This window comes from Saccharothrix sp. DSM 118769 (assembly GCF_052936295.1).
The window spans coordinates 2,203,082-2,219,870 of sequence record NZ_CP193627.1; the positions used below are offsets into that span (position 1 = coordinate 2,203,082).

12 protein-coding genes are annotated in these 16,789 nt (G+C 74.0%); 9 read left to right on the plus strand and 3 right to left on the minus strand.

Translation table 11 applies throughout. From position 1 onward, the window contains the following. The first annotated feature begins 78 nt into the window (after positions 1-78). The 4 genes from ACRAKJ_RS10395 to ACRAKJ_RS10410 all read left to right on the plus strand — a co-directional run bounded on the left by ACRAKJ_RS10395 (position 79) and on the right by ACRAKJ_RS10410 (position 5,209). Positions 79-861, plus strand: coding sequence for a WecB/TagA/CpsF family glycosyltransferase (locus ACRAKJ_RS10395; RefSeq protein ID WP_438926700.1), 783 nt, complete (start codon positions 79-81; stop codon positions 859-861). A gap of 2 nt (positions 862-863) precedes the next feature. Then, on the plus strand, positions 864-2,930 hold the full coding sequence (locus ACRAKJ_RS10400) for a glycosyltransferase (RefSeq protein ID WP_438926699.1): 2,067 nt from the start codon (positions 864-866) through the stop codon (positions 2,928-2,930). A 105-nt stretch (positions 2,931-3,035) separates the two neighbouring features. After that, positions 3,036-4,598 carry a protein kinase domain-containing protein gene (locus ACRAKJ_RS10405; protein WP_438926698.1) on the plus strand — a complete coding sequence of 521 codons (1,563 nt, stop codon included), beginning with the start codon at positions 3,036-3,038 and terminating at the stop codon, positions 4,596-4,598. A 17-nt stretch (positions 4,599-4,615) separates the two neighbouring features. Next, a complete protein-coding gene (locus ACRAKJ_RS10410) occupies positions 4,616-5,209 on the plus strand; it encodes an SLATT domain-containing protein (RefSeq protein WP_438926697.1) in 594 nt (197 codons plus the stop codon). Here ACRAKJ_RS10410 and ACRAKJ_RS10415 read toward each other — a convergent pair. Next, entirely contained in the window at positions 5,196-5,981 is a 786-nt protein-coding gene (locus ACRAKJ_RS10415) for an enoyl-CoA hydratase-related protein (RefSeq protein ID WP_438926696.1), read from the minus strand. The two genes, ACRAKJ_RS10410 and ACRAKJ_RS10415, sit on opposite strands and share 14 nt — an antisense overlap. Positions 5,982-6,624: 643 nt before the next feature. Between ACRAKJ_RS10415 and ACRAKJ_RS10420 the strand changes: the two genes are divergently transcribed. The 3 genes from ACRAKJ_RS10420 (at position 6,625) to ACRAKJ_RS10430 (ending at position 9,204) form a co-directional block, all read left to right on the plus strand. Continuing rightward, on the plus strand, positions 6,625-7,173 hold the full coding sequence (locus ACRAKJ_RS10420) for a LuxR C-terminal-related transcriptional regulator (RefSeq protein ID WP_447009096.1): 549 nt from the start codon (positions 6,625-6,627) through the stop codon (positions 7,171-7,173). Between the two features lie 338 nt (positions 7,174-7,511). After that, positions 7,512-8,732 carry an ABC transporter substrate-binding protein gene (locus ACRAKJ_RS10425; RefSeq protein ID WP_438925969.1) on the plus strand — a complete coding sequence of 407 codons (1,221 nt, stop codon included), beginning with the start codon at positions 7,512-7,514 and terminating at the stop codon, positions 8,730-8,732. 34 nt (positions 8,733-8,766) lie between these two features. Then, the gene (locus ACRAKJ_RS10430) at positions 8,767-9,204 is read left to right on the plus strand and encodes an SRPBCC family protein (RefSeq protein ID WP_438925968.1); all 438 of its coding nucleotides are present in this window, start codon (positions 8,767-8,769) and stop codon (positions 9,202-9,204) included. A 65-nt stretch (positions 9,205-9,269) separates the two neighbouring features. On the opposite strand, the gene ACRAKJ_RS10435 is transcribed toward ACRAKJ_RS10430, so the two are convergent. Continuing rightward, positions 9,270-10,847: an FAD-dependent oxidoreductase gene (locus tag ACRAKJ_RS10435; protein ID WP_438925967.1), complete on the minus strand. Its 1,578-nt coding sequence runs from the start codon at positions 10,845-10,847 to the stop codon at positions 9,270-9,272. Positions 10,848-11,083: 236 nt separating this feature from the next. After that, positions 11,084-13,432: a Tex-like N-terminal domain-containing protein gene (locus ACRAKJ_RS10440; RefSeq protein ID WP_438925966.1), complete on the minus strand. Its 2,349-nt coding sequence runs from the start codon at positions 13,430-13,432 to the stop codon at positions 11,084-11,086. A gap of 267 nt (positions 13,433-13,699) precedes the next feature. On the opposite strand from ACRAKJ_RS10440, the gene ACRAKJ_RS10445 reads away from it, so the two are divergent. Both ACRAKJ_RS10445 and ACRAKJ_RS10450 read left to right on the plus strand, forming a co-directional pair. Further along, positions 13,700-15,772, plus strand: a complete 2,073-nt coding sequence (locus ACRAKJ_RS10445; RefSeq protein WP_438925965.1) for a tetratricopeptide repeat protein — start codon at positions 13,700-13,702, stop codon at positions 15,770-15,772. Positions 15,773-15,834: 62 nt separating this feature from the next. After that, positions 15,835-16,722: an alpha/beta fold hydrolase gene (locus ACRAKJ_RS10450; RefSeq protein WP_438925964.1), complete on the plus strand. Its 888-nt coding sequence runs from the start codon at positions 15,835-15,837 to the stop codon at positions 16,720-16,722. Positions 16,723-16,789 lie beyond the last annotated feature (67 nt).

A 16,789-nucleotide genomic window follows, 5' to 3' on the forward strand; every position in this document is an offset into this window, starting at 1 on the left:
TGCGGTGACCGTTACCGCGATCGGCCCAGCCGCGGCGGCAACGGTAACGGCGTCCCCGCCGCGGCCGATGACGCGGGTATGCCGGACATCTCGCAGGCCCGCGTCCGCGTGGGCGCCGTCGACGTGTGGGCCGTCAGCGAATCCGGTCTCGCCGACCACGTGGTCGAGGCGTGGCGCGGGTCCGCGGGCGGCGCGATCGTCACGGCCAACGTGGACATCGTGCGCGCCGCGACGCGCAGGCCCGAGCTGGCCGCGCTGATCGCCGAGTCCGAGGTCGTCGTCGCGGACGGGATGCCCGTGGTGTGGGCCGGCCGCCTCGCCGGGGTGCCCGTGCCCGAACGCGTCACCGGCTCGTCGCTGGTGTTCACCCTCGCCGGGGCCGCCGCGCGCGAGGGCCGCTCGGTCTACCTGCTGGGCGGCAACCCCGGCGTCCCGGAGAAGGCCGCCGAGGTGCTGACCGGCAGGTTCCCCGGGTTGCGCGTCGCGGGCACGGACTCGCCGCCCTTCGGGTTCGACCGGGACGCGGCGCTGACCGCCGAGGCCGTCGCGAAGGTCGTGGAGGCCAAACCGGACCTGGTGATGGTCGGCCTGGGCTTCCCCAAGCAGGAGAACCTGATCAAGGTCTTGCGCGCCGAGCTGCCGCACGCCTGGTTCCTCGGCTGCGGCGCGGGCATCCCGATGGCCGCGGGCGAGTTCGCGCGCGCCCCCGGCGTGGTGCAGAAGGTCGGTGCGGAGTGGGTGCACCGCCTCGCCCTCGAACCGCGCCGGCTCGCCAAGCGCTACCTGCGCGACGACCTCCCGTTCGCGTTCCGCCTCCTCGGGGGCGCGCTGCGCACCCGTTTCCGCCGCACGGGGGAGTAGAAGTGCCGCTTGCCGTGGTCGTCGTGACCTACCACAGCGCCGACGTGGTGGAGGAGTGCCTCACCTCTGTCGCCACCGCTCTGGGGTCCATCCCGGACAGCCGGGTCGTCGTGGTGGACAACGCCTCCGCCGACGACACGCTCGACGTCGTGCGCCGGGTCGCCCCGCACGCCCAGGTCGTCGCCCGCGACACCAACGACGGGTTCGCGGCGGGCGTGAACGCCGGGTTCGCCGCCGCGCCCGACTGCGACGTGCTGGTGCTCAACCCCGACGTGCGCCTGGACCCGGAGGCGGTCGCGTTCCTGCGCGCCGCCCTCGCGCTGCCCGGCACGGGTGTCGCGGTGCCCCGCCTGGTGGGCCGCGACGGGGAACCGCAGTCGTCGCTGCGCCGCACCCCGAACCCGGTGCGCGCGCTCGGCGAGGCGTTCCTCGGCGGCACCCGCGCCGGGCGGCACGCCGCGCTCGGCGAGCTGGTCGTCGACCCCCGCGCGTACGCGGCGGCCGGGTCGGCGGACTGGGCGACCGGCGCCGCGTGGCTGATCTCCCGCGAGGCCCGCGAGGCGACCGGCGTGCTGGAGGAGCGGTACTTCCTGTACTCCGAGGAGACCGAGTACATGCTGCGCGCCGGCGAACGGGGGTACGCCGTGCGCTACGAGCCCCGCGCGCGGGCCGTGCACCTGGGCGGCGAGCAGTCCACGTCGCCGGTGCTGTGGTCGATGGCCACCACGAACCGGGTGCGCATGGTCCGCGAGCGCCGGGGTCGCCTCGCCGCGCTCGCCATGTGGGGCGCGGTGCTGGTCAACGAGCTGCTGCGGGCGCCCCGGCACGCCAAGCACCGCACGGCCGTCCGGGACCTGCTGCGCTGGCGGCGGTGGCCGGCCCGACCCGGCGCGAGCACGGGGGGCGAGGACGAGCGGCCCGGTTGGATCTGCTTCTCCGCGCAGGACTGGTGGTACCACAACCGGGCGCACTCGGACTTCCAGCTGATGCGGTCGGTCGCGGAGGGCCGCCGGGTGCTGGTGGTCAACAGCATCGGCATGAGGATGCCCACGCGCGGCAACAGCACGCACGTGACCCGCCGCGTCCTGCGCAAGCTGCGCAGCGTGGCGAAGTTCGTGCGCCGGCCGCTGCCGAACTTCTACGTGATGTCACCGCTGCCGCTGCCGTTCTACGGCTCGCCGTTCCTGCGCCGGGTCAACGCCGTGCTGGTGCGCGCCCAGGTGCGGCTGGTGGCCGCGTTCCTGCGCCTGCGCACGCCGGTGATCATGGTGACCATCCCGACCGCGTGGGACGTGGTCGCGCCGATGCGCCGCCGCAGCCTCGTGTTCAACCGCTCCGACCGGCACTCCGACTTCCCCGAGGCGGACCGCGGCGCGATCGAGGCGCTGGAGCACCGGCTGCTGGAGCACGCCGACCACGTCGTGTACGTCAGCCACGCCCTGATGGCCGAGGAGGCGCCGCGCACCGGCGACCGGGCCCACTTCCTCGACCACGGCGTGGACGTCGACCACTTCACCGCGCGGTCGGAGCCCGAGTGGCCGGACGACGTGCGGGCCGTGCCGGGGCCGCGGATCGGGTTCTTCGGGGCGCTCGACGACTTCGTGGTCGACTTCGACCTCCTCGAACGCCTCGCCGCCGAGCTGCCGGGGGCGTCGCTGGTGCTCATCGGCGACGCGACGCACCCGATGGAGCGCTTCGACAAGCACCCCAACGTCCACTGGCTCGGGTTCCGCCCCTACGACCTCATCCCGGCCTACGGGTCGGCGTTCGACGTGGCGGTCATGCCCTGGCAGGACAACAACTGGATCAAGCACTCCAACCCGATCAAGCTCAAGGAGTACCTGGCCCTGGGCCTGCCGGTGGTCAGCACGGACTTCGCCGAGCTGGCCGGTTACGCCGACCGGGTGCGCGCCGCCCGGTCGCACGCGGAGTTCGTCGAGGCCGTGCGCCGCACGCTCGCCGACGGCGGACCGCTCCCGGCCGGGGCGCTCCGGGAATCCGTGCTGGGCTTCTCGTGGCGGTCGCGCGCGGCCGAACTGGTCTCGCTGGCGGAGCAACGCCGCAGGTGAGGCCCCCCGAATGGCGGGGTGCGACCGGGTTGCGCCGGTGTGGCGGGGATATCGAACCGGCCCGTGCGGCTGAACGGCGACGCCGGCACATCTAATGTGGGTGTCGTGCAGCCCCTGCCCCCGAACGCCCCGTCGCGGATCGGCGACTACGCGCTGCTCGCCGCGCTCGGTCGCGGCGCGATGGGCTCCGTGTACCTGGCGCGTTCGCGCGGCGGCCGGCCGATCGCGGTCAAGGTCGCCCGCGCCGAGCTCGCCGACAACCCCCAGTTCCGCGAGCGCTTCCGCCGCGAGGTCGAGATGGCCCGCGCGGTCGGCGGTTTCTGGACCGCGACCGTGGTGGACGCCGACCCGGACGCCGAGCGCCCCTGGATGGCCACCGAGTACATCCCGGGCCTGAGCCTCCAGCAGGCCGTGGAGGACCACGGCCCGCTGCCGGAGCGCGCCGTGCGGCGGCTCGCGGGCGGCCTGGCCGAGGCGCTGGTCGCGATCCACGGCGCGGGCCTCGTGCACCGCGACCTCAAGCCGTCCAACGTGCTGCTGGCCGACGACGGTCCGCGCGTCATCGACTTCGGCATCGCCCGCGCGCTGGAGCACTCCGCGCTGACCGAGGCGGGCATCGTGTTCGGCACGCCCGGCTACCTGTCGCCGGAGCAGGTCGTGGGCAAGGAGATCACCGCGCAGAGCGACGTGTTCGCCCTCGGCTCGGTGCTCGTGCACGCGGCGACCGGCGGCGGGCCGTTCGGCGAGGGCGCGACGTCCGCGCTGGTGTACCGGGTCGTGCACCAGGACCCGGACCTGTCGCGGGTGCCGCTGTCGCTGGTGCCGCTGATCACGCCGTGCCTGGCGCGCGACCCGGCGGCGCGGCCGACGCCCGCGCGGCTGCTGGAGCTGATCGGGCCGCCGTCGACCGAACCGTCGTGGCTGCCCTCGCGCATCCGCAGCGTGGTGGAGAAGCGGCACACCGAGCTGAGCATGCTGCCCGCGAAGCCGCCCACGCGCGTCCTGGTGGACGACGCGCCGCCCGCCGCGCCCCCGCCCCTGCCGGTGCCGCCCGCGAACAAGCCCGTCACCAGGGTCGCGCCGGTGGTGCCCGCGCCCGTCCCGGCCGGGAAGTCGCCCGTCAAGCACGTCCCGGCCGACGTGCGGCCGACCGGCTCGCGGTTCCGCACCTCCCGCCTGGTCGGCACGACCTGGGGCGGGGTGAACCTGCTGGCGGCGCTCCTCGCCCTGGCCGTCGCCGACGCGCAGGCGGGCGCGGAGACCGGCCGGGCGGTCGGGGTGCGGGTCGCCGCGTTCGCCGCGTTCGTGCTGTTCTCGCTGGCCGCGATCCGGCTGCTGGTCAACGTGGCCCGCGCCGCGCTGGTCCTCGACGTCGGCCCGGACGGCATCACGCTGTCCAACGGCGCGGAGACCCGGCGCCTGCCCTGGTACGCCATCGCCCGGGTCAAGGTGGAGGCCCACCACGCCCGGCCGTGGCTGGTGGTGTGGCTGGTCGGCGCGGCGCAGAAACCGGCGACGCTGGGCCGGGGCAGCTTCACCAAGCACAAGGGCGGCCTGCGGGTCTACCCGATCTCCCACGAGCGCTACCGCAAGCGCCGCGACCGGGACGTGGTGGAGCTGCGCTCGGCGCTGGCGTGGTACGGATCGGCCGCCTACGACCCCCGGTGATCCCTAGGATGCCGAACGTGGAGCAGCCCACGCCCGCCCAGCCCCAGCCCGCCCAGCCCCAGCCCGCGCAGCCCCAGCCGGCAGGGACCCGGCCCGCCCAGCCGGCAGGGACCCAGCCCGCACAGCCGACGCCCGCCGACCCGGGCGCGCGCCCCGCCGCGAGGTCCGGCCTGACGCCGCACGAGCTGGCCCTGGACCTGCTGGAGCGGGTCGACGGCGCGCGCTCCTTCGGCCGCACCCGCAAGGAGGGCTTCCGCCGCCGCTCGGTGGCGCTCAAGGTGTCCCTGCTGGGGATGTCGGCCACCGCGACGATCATCCTGGGCTGGCAGGACCTGGACTTCTGGACCGGCCTGGCGTTCTCGCTGGTGGCGCTGACGACGGTGTTCGCCGCGCTGGAGCCGTTCTTCGCGTGGCGGTCGCTGTGGGTGCTGATGGAGGAGTCGCAGGCCCGGTTCAACCGGCTGCGCGACGACCTGGCGCACTACCTGGCCGCGACGCCGCCCGCCGAGGTGGACCCGGAGCGGGTCGACGAGATGTACCGCCGGTACCAGGACGTCTGGCAGCGGCAGAACGAGCGCTGGATGGAGTTCCGGCGGATCAGCGACCGGTGAACGTCGCCTTGCCGGGCCCGTCCGCGAGGAACGACCGCACCGCGCCGCGCAGGTCCTCGGTGTCGAACAGCTCGGCCGCGATGGACGTGATGTGCTCGTTGGCCTCGGCCACGCCGCCGCTCTCGTAGTGCGCCAGCACCCGCTTGGTGGCGGCGTGCGCCCTCGTGGGGCCGGTGGCGAGGGCGTGGGTGAACTCCAGCGCGGCATCGTCGAAGCCCTCGTCGGGCAGCACCCGGTTGACCACGCCCCACCGCTCCAGGGTGGCCGCGTCGTAGGTGTCGCCGGTCATCACCAGCTCCTTGGCCCGGCCCACGCCCGCCCGCGCGGCCAGCCGCTGCGTGCCGCCCATGGTGGGGGTGAGGCCGACGACCTTCTCCACGAGCCCGAACCTGGCCCGTTCGGCGGCCAGCAGGATGTCGCACGCCACGGCCACCTCGAACGCCCACGTGAGGCACAGGCCGTGCGCGGCGAACACGGTCGGGAACGGCAGGGCGGCGATGCGCTCCGGCAGGTCCAGCATGGCGTCGAACAGCGCCTTGGCCTGCGCCCGGGACTTCTGCGCCGCGAACAGGTTCACGTCGACGCCACCGCTGACGACCCGGCCCTCGGCCCGGATCAGCAGCGCCCGCGCCGGTCGCGCCTCCAGGTCCTCGACGGCGGCCTCCAGGAGGTCCTGCAACCCGTCGGTGTAGAGGTTCAGGGGAGGGGCGTCGACGGTGAGCACGGCGAGGTCGACCGCGTCCCGCTCCAGGCGGACCTGTTGCGCTGCCACGGGCCGGGACTTTACACGCGTCCGGAATGCGGAAAACCAGGTGTCCGAATGGACCAACGAAGGTGAAAACCTGTCGGTGACTTCATGGACCGTTCAGCTCGCGCCGGTGGACGGCCCGGCCGCGGTGGCCCTCGTCCGGGAGTACCCGGCGGACGTCACCGCCCGCTACCACGGCCGTCCGGCCAGGTCGGAGGAGGTGGACCCGGCGATCGCCGAGGACCCGACGACGACTTGGTCGGGTTTTTCCTCGCCGGGCGGGGGTCGGTGGCGGAGGGGTGCGTCGGCTTCCGGCTTGTCAACCCCGGAACGGCGGAGCTGAAGCGGTCGTGCGTCCGCCTGGGAGCCCGGGGCACCGGCGGGGGAGCGGCGCCGCCGACCGCCGCGGAGGAGGGGGCCGTCTCGTCCGGCGCGACGTCCGTCCGCCTCGACACGCGCGCTGACCTGGGCGAAGCCCGCGCGCTGCACGCGCGTCGCGGTTGCGCCGAGGTTGCGCCGTTCAACGACGACCGCTGTGCGGAGCACTGGTTCGAAAAGCGGCTATAGGTGCCATCGGGTTCCCGTATCAGGGGTGTGACCCGTCTCACTTGACACTCATTAAAGCCCACAGTTGAGTATGTGGCGAATATTGGTGCCGCTGAATGAAATGGGGATCAGTCCAGTGGCCTTCGCCGTTGAGTTGACTTTTCGCGATGCGCGACAGGTGCGGAGATCCATTCATCTCGCGCACCGCGAATACTGGCGCCCGCTCGCCGAGCAGGGCGTTCTCGTGGGCACCGGGCCGTGGGCCGACGGTTCCGGCGTGCTGCTGATCGTGCAGGTGCCCGACGACGCCGCCGCGCGCGACCTCGTGCGGGGCGACCCGTACGTGCGCTCGCAGTCGATCGCCGAGGTGCGCATCCGTCACTGGCACGTCCTGCTGGGGCTGCCGGAGGGCGAGCGCGTGCCGGGCATCGTCCGGCCGCGCGACGGTCAGACCGCCGACTCGCGCTCGCGCGAGCCGCTGACGCCGCACGAGCACCGGATCGCCCTGATGATGTTGGAGGGCATGACGAACCGGCAGATCGCCGAGCACTTCTCGGTGTCCACCCGGGCCGTGGAGCTCCACATCACGCGCATCTACCGCAAGCTGGACATCGGCAGGCGCGCCCAGTTGGCCGCCGCGATGCCGTGGGGCCAGCGCTCGTACCTGTAGGACCGCCGCGGTCGCGGGGGACCTCCCCGCGACCGCGCCCGGGTGATCCCGTAGTCGGTGCGGTCCCGCGCGAGCGGGGGCGCGACGCCCTGTTCATGCGGCGACAGGGCGTCGCCGCAGCCGCACCGTCCGCCGGTGATCCCCTTTTGCATCGGGACCCGATCATTTACCGTCGGTGTCACTCGCCTTCCGGGTGTTCCGCGGTAGTGCGCCGTTCGAGTGATGCGCCGACGATTCCCTGTGACATACCGACCGTGCGGTATGTCACAGGATTAGGCGATCCGGACCACGCCCGCCAATACTCCTACCGCTCGGTAACCGGAGGCGGGAGTTCACTGGTGCGCAACCTGATCGTCATGACGGCCGCGGTCGCCCTGGCCGTCACGAGCTGCTCCGGCGGGGACGACGGACAGGTCGAGGCCGGGCCGGGCGTCACCGGCACGACCATCTCGCTCGGCGTCCTCACCGACCTGACCGGTCCCTTCTCGGCGACCTCGTCGCTCCGGATCAAGGGCTACGAGCTGTTCTTCGGCGAGCTGAACGAGCGCGGCGGCATCTGCGGGCGCAAGGTCGAGCTGGTCCAGGAGGACCACGGCTACGACGTCGCCCGCGCCCTGGAGGGCTACTTCGAGCTGGAACCCCGCGTGCTCGGGTTCGTCGACGTCACCGGGGCCCCGATGACCGAGGCCATCGAGCCGGACCTGATGCAGACCCGCGCCCTGGTCGCGCCCGCGTCCTGGTCGGCGAGCCTGCTCGGCAACCCGCACATGGTCGTCGTCGGCACCACCTACGACCTCGACGTGATCAACGGCCTCGACCACCTCAAGCGGTCCGGCGCGATCGGCGCGGGCGACACCGTCGGGCACCTGCACGTCGACGGCGACTACGGGCTCAACGCGCTGGAGGGCAGCCGGTTCGCCACCGAGCGGTGGGACATGCGGCTGGTCGCGAAGTCCGTGCCCGAGACGGCCGACGTGTCCGCCCAGGTCGCCGAACTGCGCGCCGCGGGCGCGAAGGCGGTGTTCCTCAGCACCTCGCCGCAGCAGACCGCGACCGCCGTGGCCACCGCCGAGCGCCTCGGCTGGGACGTCCCCTTCCTGGTCAACGCCGTGGGCTACGACCCGCTGATCCTCGACTCCCCGGCCGCCGCGGCCGTCGTCGAACGCCTCCGGGTCGTCTCGCCGATCGCCCCCTTCGCCGCCGACGCGCCCGGACCGCGCGACGTCGCCCGGGCGTTCGCCGAGGAGTTCCCCGGCGTCGAGCCCACCGGCTCGGTCGACCACGGCTACGTCATCGGCGTCGCGTTCGCCGCCGTCCTGGAGAAGGCGTGCGCCGAGCGCGACCTGACCCGCGACGGCGTGCTGCGGGCGTTCGCCGACACCAACGCCGTGGACACCCGCGGCCTCACCGGCCCGCTGCGCTTCTCCCTCGCCGGCCGCCCCTCGGCCACCCGGTCCTACGTGGCCAGGCCCGACCCGGCCACCCCCGGCGGCCTGGCCGTGGTGGCCGACCTGTTCGAGTCGGAGCTGGTCGCGCTCAAGGGCACCCGCGCCCGCTAGTTTCCGCAGCCCGCTCCGGGGATACCCGGCGGGTGTGATCGAGGTGCGCGCGGTGGTGCCGACGACTGTCGACCGGGTGTTCGCGGTGCTCGCGGACGGCTGGTCCTACGCGGGCTGGGTCGTGGGGGCCGCCCACATCCGCGAGGTCGACGACGGCTGGCCCGCGATCGGCACGCGCATCCACCACAGCGTGGGCGCGTGGCCGGTCGCGGTGAAGGACGTGACGACGGTGGTGGCGCACGAGCCGGGGCGGCTGCTGGAGCTGGAGGCCCGGCTGTGGCCCATCGGCGCGGCGCGGGTGCGGTTCGAGCTGGCCGAGGTGCCGGGCGGCACCGAGGTGGTGATGTCCGAGGAGGCCGTCAAGGGACCGACGGCCCTGCTCCCGGAGGCCGCGCAGGCGCTGTTCCTCAAGCCCCGCAACCACGAGACGCTGCGCCGGCTCGCAGACCTCGCGACCCGCCAGCAGGGCTGAACGACCCCCGACGCCGGGCACCCGCGGGTGCCCGGCGTCCGCGCGGGTCGGCACCGCGCGGGAGGTCAGTACACGGCGCGGTGCAGGCCGCGGATCAGCAGCTTGTAGGCGTCCCCGGCCAGGCCGTTGCGCGCCAGCGCCGCACGCGCCGCGTTCGCGCCCGGCGCGCCGTGCACACCGCCACCGGGGTGCGCCGACCCGCCCGCCAGGTACAGCCGGTCGACCGGCGTGTCCGCCCGGCCCAGCCCCGGCACCGGCCGGAACACCAGCTGCTGGTGGATGCCCGCCGTCCCCGAGTTGATCGACCCGCCGACCAGCGCCCGGTTCCGGTCCTCCAGCTCGCCCGGCCCCTGGACGAACCGGCCGCGCACCAGGTCGCGGAACCCCGGCGCGTGCTGCTCGACCAGCTGCTCCACCCGGTCCGCCCGCCGCCGCACGCGGTCCGCCGACCACTGCTCGCCGCGTGGCACGTGCGTGTAGGCCCACGCGGTCTCGGTGCCCTCCGGCGACCGGGTCGGGTCGCTCGTCGTCATCTGCCCCATGATCACGAACGGGGTGCGCGGCAGCCTCCCGCACGCGATCTCCGTGCTGCTCGCCGCCAACCCGTTGAGGTCGCCCCCCAGGTGCACGGTCCCCGCGCCGCGCGCCCCCGGCGCGGTCCACGGGATCGGCCCGTCCAGCGCCCAGTCCACCTTGACCGTCGCGTCGTCCCACTCGAACCGCTCCAGGTCGGTGACCAGCCGCGGCGGCAGGTGCTCCGGCCCCACCATGTCCAGGTACAGGGTGGGCGCCGGCACGTCCGCCAGCACCGCCCGCCGCGCCCGCACGAACCCGCCCTCGGCGTCGCGCACGCCCAGCGCGCGACCGCCCGCCACGACCACCTGCGCCACCGGCCGCGAGCACTGCACGACCGCGCCGAGCCGCCGCACCAGCGCCCGCGTCAACGCGCCCGCCCCGCCCTCGGGCACCGGGTAGCCGTACTCCTGGCCCAGCATCGACAGCAGCCACCCGAACGCCGCGCCGCCCGCCTGGTCCGGGCCGAGGTCGGTGTGCATCGCGTTGCCCGCGAACAGCAGCGGCGCGCCCTCGCCCGCGAACCGGTCGTCGCCGAACGCCCGCACGGACTGCACGAACGACCGCGCCAACCGCAGCGCCCCGCCCGCGCCCAGCGCGCCGAGCAGCCCCGCGCCCGCCCTCACCGGCGGGAACGGCCGCATCAGCGCCTCCAGCATCCCGTCGCGCACCCGCTGCCAGTCGGCGAACTCGGCCAACCACGCGTCACCGTCGCCCGCGCCGAACGACTCGACCGACGCGGCCGTGCGCTCCGGGTCCCGCGACAGCACCACGGCCCGGTCGTCCGGCAGCACGTGCGCCAGCACCTCGGGCGCGTGCCGCCACGCCAGCCCGTGCCGCGCCAGGTCCAGCCCGGCGATCACCGGCGACGCCACGCCCAGCGGGTAGAACGCGCTGAACAGGTCGTGCTTGAACCCCGGTTCCACCAGCTCCGCCGTGCGCACCGCCCCGCCGGGCTCGTCGGCCGCCTCCAGGACGAGGACGTCCCAGCCGGCGTCCGCCAGCAGGTTCGCCGCCACCAGCCCGTTGGGCCCTGCTCCCACGACCACCGCGTCCACGACGTCGCTCAACGCAACCCTCCCCGTCCGCCCGGCCGTCCACGGCCCAGTCTGCGCCACCGCGCGCCGCCGTGCCCACCGGGCCGCGCGGTCGCGTCGCGTCCACAGTGGACGCTGAGGCGGCGGGGGACGGGCGTCGCACCGGACCCACCGCCGGCAGGGTCGTCGTCCCGGGGCGCGCGGCGCGGGGCGGTGCCCGCCCCGCCGCCGGTCCCGGTGACGACGACCCCCATGCCGCGCGGGTACCCCTACCGGCCGCCGCCAAGCCCCGCGCGCCGCAGCGCTTCGGCCATCGCGCCGTTGGCCGGCGGGCGCTCCTGCTGCCGACCGCCGCCACCGCCGCCGCCGCCGGCGCGCTGACCGCCACCGCGCTGACCACCGCGCTGCCCGCCGCCGCCACCGCGTCGACCGTCCTGCTGCTGGTCGCGCGGCTGCTTGCGGCCCGGCTCGTCCTGCAACCGCAGCGTCAGCCCGATCCGCTTGCGCGGGATGTCGACCTCCAGCACCTTCACCCGCACCACGTCACCGGACTTCACCACGTCTCGCGGGTCCTTGACGTAGGTGTCGGACAGCGCCGAGATGTGCACCAGGCCGTCCTGGTGCACGCCGATGTCGACGAACGCGCCGAACGCGGCCACGTTCGTCACCACGCCCTCCAGCACCATGCCGGGCTTGAGGTCGGCGATCTTCTCCACGCCGTCGGCGAACGTCGCGGTCTTGAACGCCGGGCGCGGGTCGCGACCCGGCTTCTCCAGCTCGCGCAGGATGTCCGTGACGGTCGGCAGGCCGAACTTGTCGTCCACGAACTCCTGCGGCCGCAACGACTTCAGCACCGCCGTGTTGCCGATCAGCTGCTCCGTGCCGGCCCGCTGCTGGATGCGCCGCACCACCGGGTACGCCTCGGGGTGCACGGCGGACCCGTCGAGCGGGTCGTCGCCGTTGGGGATGCGCAGGAAGCCCGCGCACTGCTCGAACGCCTTCGGCCCGAGCCGCGCCACGTCCTTCAACGACCGGCGCGAGCGGAACGGGCCGTTCGAGTCGCGGTGCAGCACGATGTTCTCCGCCAGGCCCGCCGTGATGCCCGAGACCCGGGTCAGCAGCGGCACCGACGCGGTGTTCAGGTCCACGCCGACCGCGTTCACGCAGTCCTCGACCACCGCGTCGAGCGAGCGCGACAGCTTCGACTCCGACAGGTCGTGCTGGTACTGGCCCACGCCGATCGACTTCGGGTCGATCTTCACCAGCTCGGCGAGCGGGTCCTGCAACCGGCGCGCGATGGACACCGCGCCGCGCAGCGACACGTCCAGGCCGGGCAGCTCGGCCGAGGCGAACGCCGACGCCGAGTACACCGACGCGCCCGCCTCCGACACCACCACCTTGGTGAGCTTGAGGTCCGGGTGCAGCTTGAGCAGGTCGCCCGCCAGCTTGTCCGTCTCGCGCGAGGCGGTGCCGTTGCCGATCGCGATCAGCTCCACGTCGTGCTTCTTCGCGAGCACGGCGAGCTTGGCGACCGACTCGTCCCAGCGGTTCGCGGGCACGTGCGGGTAGATCGTGTCGGTGGCGACGACCTTGCCCGTCGCGTCGACCACGGCGACCTTCACGCCGGTGCGGAAACCCGGGTCCAGGCCCATCGTGGCGCGGGTGCCGGCGGGCGCCGCGAGCAGCAGGTCGCGCAGGTTCGAGGCGAAGACGCGCACGGCCTCGTCCTCGGCGAACGCCCGCAGCCGGGCGCGCAGGTCGATGCCCAGGTGCACGAGGATGCGGGTGCGCCAGGCCCAGCGGACCGTGTCGGACAGCCACCTGTCCGCCGGGCGACCCCGGTCGTCCACGCCGAAGCGGGACGCGATGCGCGCCTCGTAGCCGGTGGGCTCGTCCTCGTCGCCCGGGTCCAGGACCAGGTCGAGGACCTCCTCCTTCTCCCCGCGCAGCAGGGCGAGGATGCGGTGCGAGGGGAGCTTGGCGAACGGCTCGGAGAAGTCGAAGTAATCGGAGAACTTCGCGCCGTCCTCCTCCTTGCCCTCGCGGACCTTCGACGCCACCCGGCCCTGCGTCCACATCCGCTCGCGCAGCTCGCCGATCAGGTCGCCGTCCTCGCCGAACCGCTCGACCAGGATGGAGCGGGCGCCCTGGAGCGCCGCCGCGACGTCCGCGACCTCCTCGGTCACGTACTCCTTCGCCACCACCTGCGGGTCCAGCGACGGGTCGTCCAGCAGCGCGTCGGCCAGCGGTTCGAGCCCCTGCTCGCGCGCGATCTGCGCCTTCGTCCGCCGCTTGGGCTTGTAGGGGAGGTAGAGGTCCTCCAGGCGGGCCTTGGAGTCCGCGGCCAGGATCGACGCCTCCAGGGCGTCGTCCAGCTTGCCCTGCGACCGGATCGACTCCAGCACGGCCGTCCGGCGCTCCTCCAGCTCGCGGAGGTAGCCCAACCGCTCTTCCAGGGTGCGCAACTGGGCGTCGTCCAGCGCGCCGGTCGCCTCCTTCCGGTAGCGGGCGATGAACGGCACGGTGGAGCCGCCGTCGAGCAGGTCGACGGCCGCGCTGACCTGCCCGGCCCGCACGCCCAGCTCGTCGGCGATCCTCTGGTTGATGGGTGTGGTCACAGCGAGCCATTGTGCCGTGCTGGGGACACCCCGTGCCGCGGGGTCGGGGATCGCCCGAGGTGGTCGCCCGCCACAAGCGCGAAAACGCGTCCATTTCACTTGACCGGGTGATTACTGCCGATGGCCGCCCGCCGATCGGGTCAACGGAATTCGTCCTGGTCGGTCCGCCCGCCGCTCCACTACCTTCTGCGGTTCACGCGGTGTTCATCCGAGTTCACAGAGGTCCTCGTGGTCGACGGCGGCGATTTACGCAACGACGTCCAAGGCGTGGCGCACAACGTGCTCCAAGCGCGTGACGTGCACGGCGGCGTGCACTTCCACGACCCGGGGTGGGCCATGCCCGTGCCGAGGCAGTTGCCGCCCGACGTCCCGCACTTCACCGACCGCGAGAACCACCTGGCGCGCCTCCACTCGTGGCTCGACGTGCCGGACTCCGAGGCGTCCCCCGTGGAGGTGGTCGCGGGCATCGGCGGTGTCGGGAAGACGTCGCTGGTCACGCACTGGGCGCACCGGGTGCGCGACCGGTTCGTCGACGGGGACGTGTTCCTCGACCTGCGCGGTTACCACCGGGAACGCGCGGTCACCGCCGCCGACGGGTTGGACCGCGTGCTGCGCGCGCTGGGCACGCCGAACGAGCTGATACCGGCGGACGTCGACGCGCGTGCCGCTCTTTACCGGACGTTGCTGCACAACCGGAAGATGCTCATCCTGCTCGACAACGCGTCGAGTTGCGAGCAGGTGAGACCGCTGTTGCCGGGAACGGCGACCTGTAGGGTGGTGATCACCAGTCGTAACCACTTGGTCGGGCTCGCCGCGGGGAACGGAGCGCACCGGATGCCGTTGGACGTGCTGCCACCGGAGCGGGCGCTCGAACTGCTGCGCCAGGTCGTCGGGGACGAGCGCGTCGACGCGGAGCCGGCCGCGGCCGACCTGCTGGCCGCCTACTGCGGCTACCTCCCGCTCGCGCTGCGCATCGCGGCCGAACGGCTCGCGTCGAGCGCGCACACCTCGGTCGAGGACCTGGTCGAGGAGCTGGCCGAGGTGCGCGAGCGGTTGGACGTCCTCACGTCGGGCGACGACGAGAGCGCGGCGGTGCGCGTGGTCTTCTCGTGGTCGTACGACGCGCTGTCCCCCGATGCCGCGCGGGCCTTCCGGCTGCTCGGGCTGATGCCGGGGCAGGACATCGGCCTCTCCGCCGCGGCGGCCCTGCTCGACCTCACCGAGGGGCGCGCCAGGCGGTTGCTGGCCGAACTGACCTCGGTCCACATGCTCACCGAGAAGCCCGGGCGCCGCTACCAGTTCCACGACCTGCTCAGGCTCCACGCGGTGGAGCGCGTCGAGACCCGTGAACCGGAGGCCGACCGCCGGGCGGCGACCCGGCGCCTGCTGGTCTGGTACGCGCACTCCCTGCGGGCGGCCGTCCGCGTGATCATGCCCTACTACACGACCATCCCGGTCGAGCTGCCCGCGACGACCGCCGCCGTCCCGGCCTTCGCGGACCGCCGGGCCGCGCTCCAGTGGTGCGACGCGGAGCAGCCCAACCTGATGGCGGCGGTCGCGCAGGCGTCCGCGACCGGTCAGCACGACCTGGCGTGGCGGCTCCCGGTGCTGATGTTCGGCCTGCTCCTCACCCGGAAACCGCTCGTCGACTGGGTGACGACGCACGACATCGGCATCGCGTCGGCGCGTGCCGCCGGCGACGTGGCGGCCGAGGCGTGGCTGCTCACCAGCGTGGGCATCGCGCGCCGCGAGCTGCGGCAGTCGGAGCCCGTGCTCGCCGAGCTGGAACGGGCGCTGCTCTGCTGGCAGCGGGTCGGCATCCGCTGGGGCGAGGCGTGGGCGCTGCGCGACACCGGCGCGACCCTCAACGGGCTGGGGCGGCACGCCGAGGCCATCGGGATGTTCCAGCGGGCCCTGGCCATGCACCTGGAGGACGGGGACGCCTGGGGCGAGGCGACGGCGCTCAGCGGTTTGTCCCACGCGCACCTGGAGACCGGTGAGACCCGGCTCGCGCTGGAGGAGTCGTTGCGGGCGCTGGAGATCAGGCGCGAGCAGGGCGACCAGCGCAACGTCGGCAACGCGTTGAACACCGTGGGCGAGGTCTACCTGGCGCTCGGGGACGTGGACCGCGCCGTCGACCACGTCGAGAACGCCATGACCGTCCTGACCGAGGTCGACTACCGGGGCGGCCGGGCGGTGTCGCACCAGTTGCTCGGTGCCGCGCTGAGCCGACGCGGTCGGGAGGACGAGGCGGCGACCCACCGGCGGCTCGCCGTCGAGCTGTACGAGTCGATCGGCGATCCCCGCGCGGACGACGTGCGGGCGCACCTGACCCGCTGACCGGGGCCCGCGGCGGAACCACCCCGCTCGGGCGTACTGAGCGGTCGGTCATACTCGCGGGCATGACGACACTCGACCACTGGGGCGGGACGAGCCGCTACACCGACCTGGACGGGCCGGTGCACTACGTCGACTTCGGCGGCGACGGTCCGCCCGTCGTCCTCGTGCACGGCCTGGGCGGGTCGCACCTCAACTGGTGCCTGCTCGCACCCCACCTGGTCGAGCGCCACCGCGTGCTGGCCGTCGACCTCGCCGGGTTCGGCCTCACCCACCCCGAGGGCCGCTCCACCACCGTGCCGTCGAACGCCCGCCTGCTCGACCGGTTCCTGACCGACGTGGTCGGCGAACCCGCGGCGCTGGTCGGCAACTCCATGGGCGGGATGATCTCCATCCTGCACGCCGCGCGCCGCCCGGCGGGCGTGACGCACCTGGCCCTGCTGGACCCGGCCGTGCCGCTGCCGCTGGGCGCCCGCCTCGACCCGCAGGTGGCCGCCGCGTTCGCGATGTACGCGGTGCCGGGGGTCGGGCAGTGGTTCCTGGAGCGGTCGCGGCGGGGGGTGTCGCCGCGCCGCCAGGTCAAGCGGGTGCTGAAGCTCGTGTGCGCCGACCCGAAGCTGGTGCCCGAGGAGGTGGTCCTGGCGTCCATGGACCTCGTGCAGCAGCGCGAGGAGGTGCCGGGCCTGGACGAGGCGTTCCTCGCCGCCGCGCGGTCGGTGGTGTGGACCGGCGCGACGAGCCGCCGCTACTACACGGCGATGAGCCGGGTCAAGGCGCCCGTCTACCTGGCGCACGGCGACCGCGACCGCCTCGTCCCGCTCAAGTCGGCGGAGGCGGTGGCCCGGCGGAACCCCGCCTGGGGGTTCGAGGTCTTCGAGGGGGTCGGGCACGTGCCGCAGCTGGAGATCCCCGAGGTGATCGCCCGACGGCTGCTGGACCTGTTCTCGCGGTGAGCGCGGTGAGCGCGGTGGGCGCGGTGGGCGCGGGGCCGGTGGCGCGGTAGGCCGAATCGAGACTCGT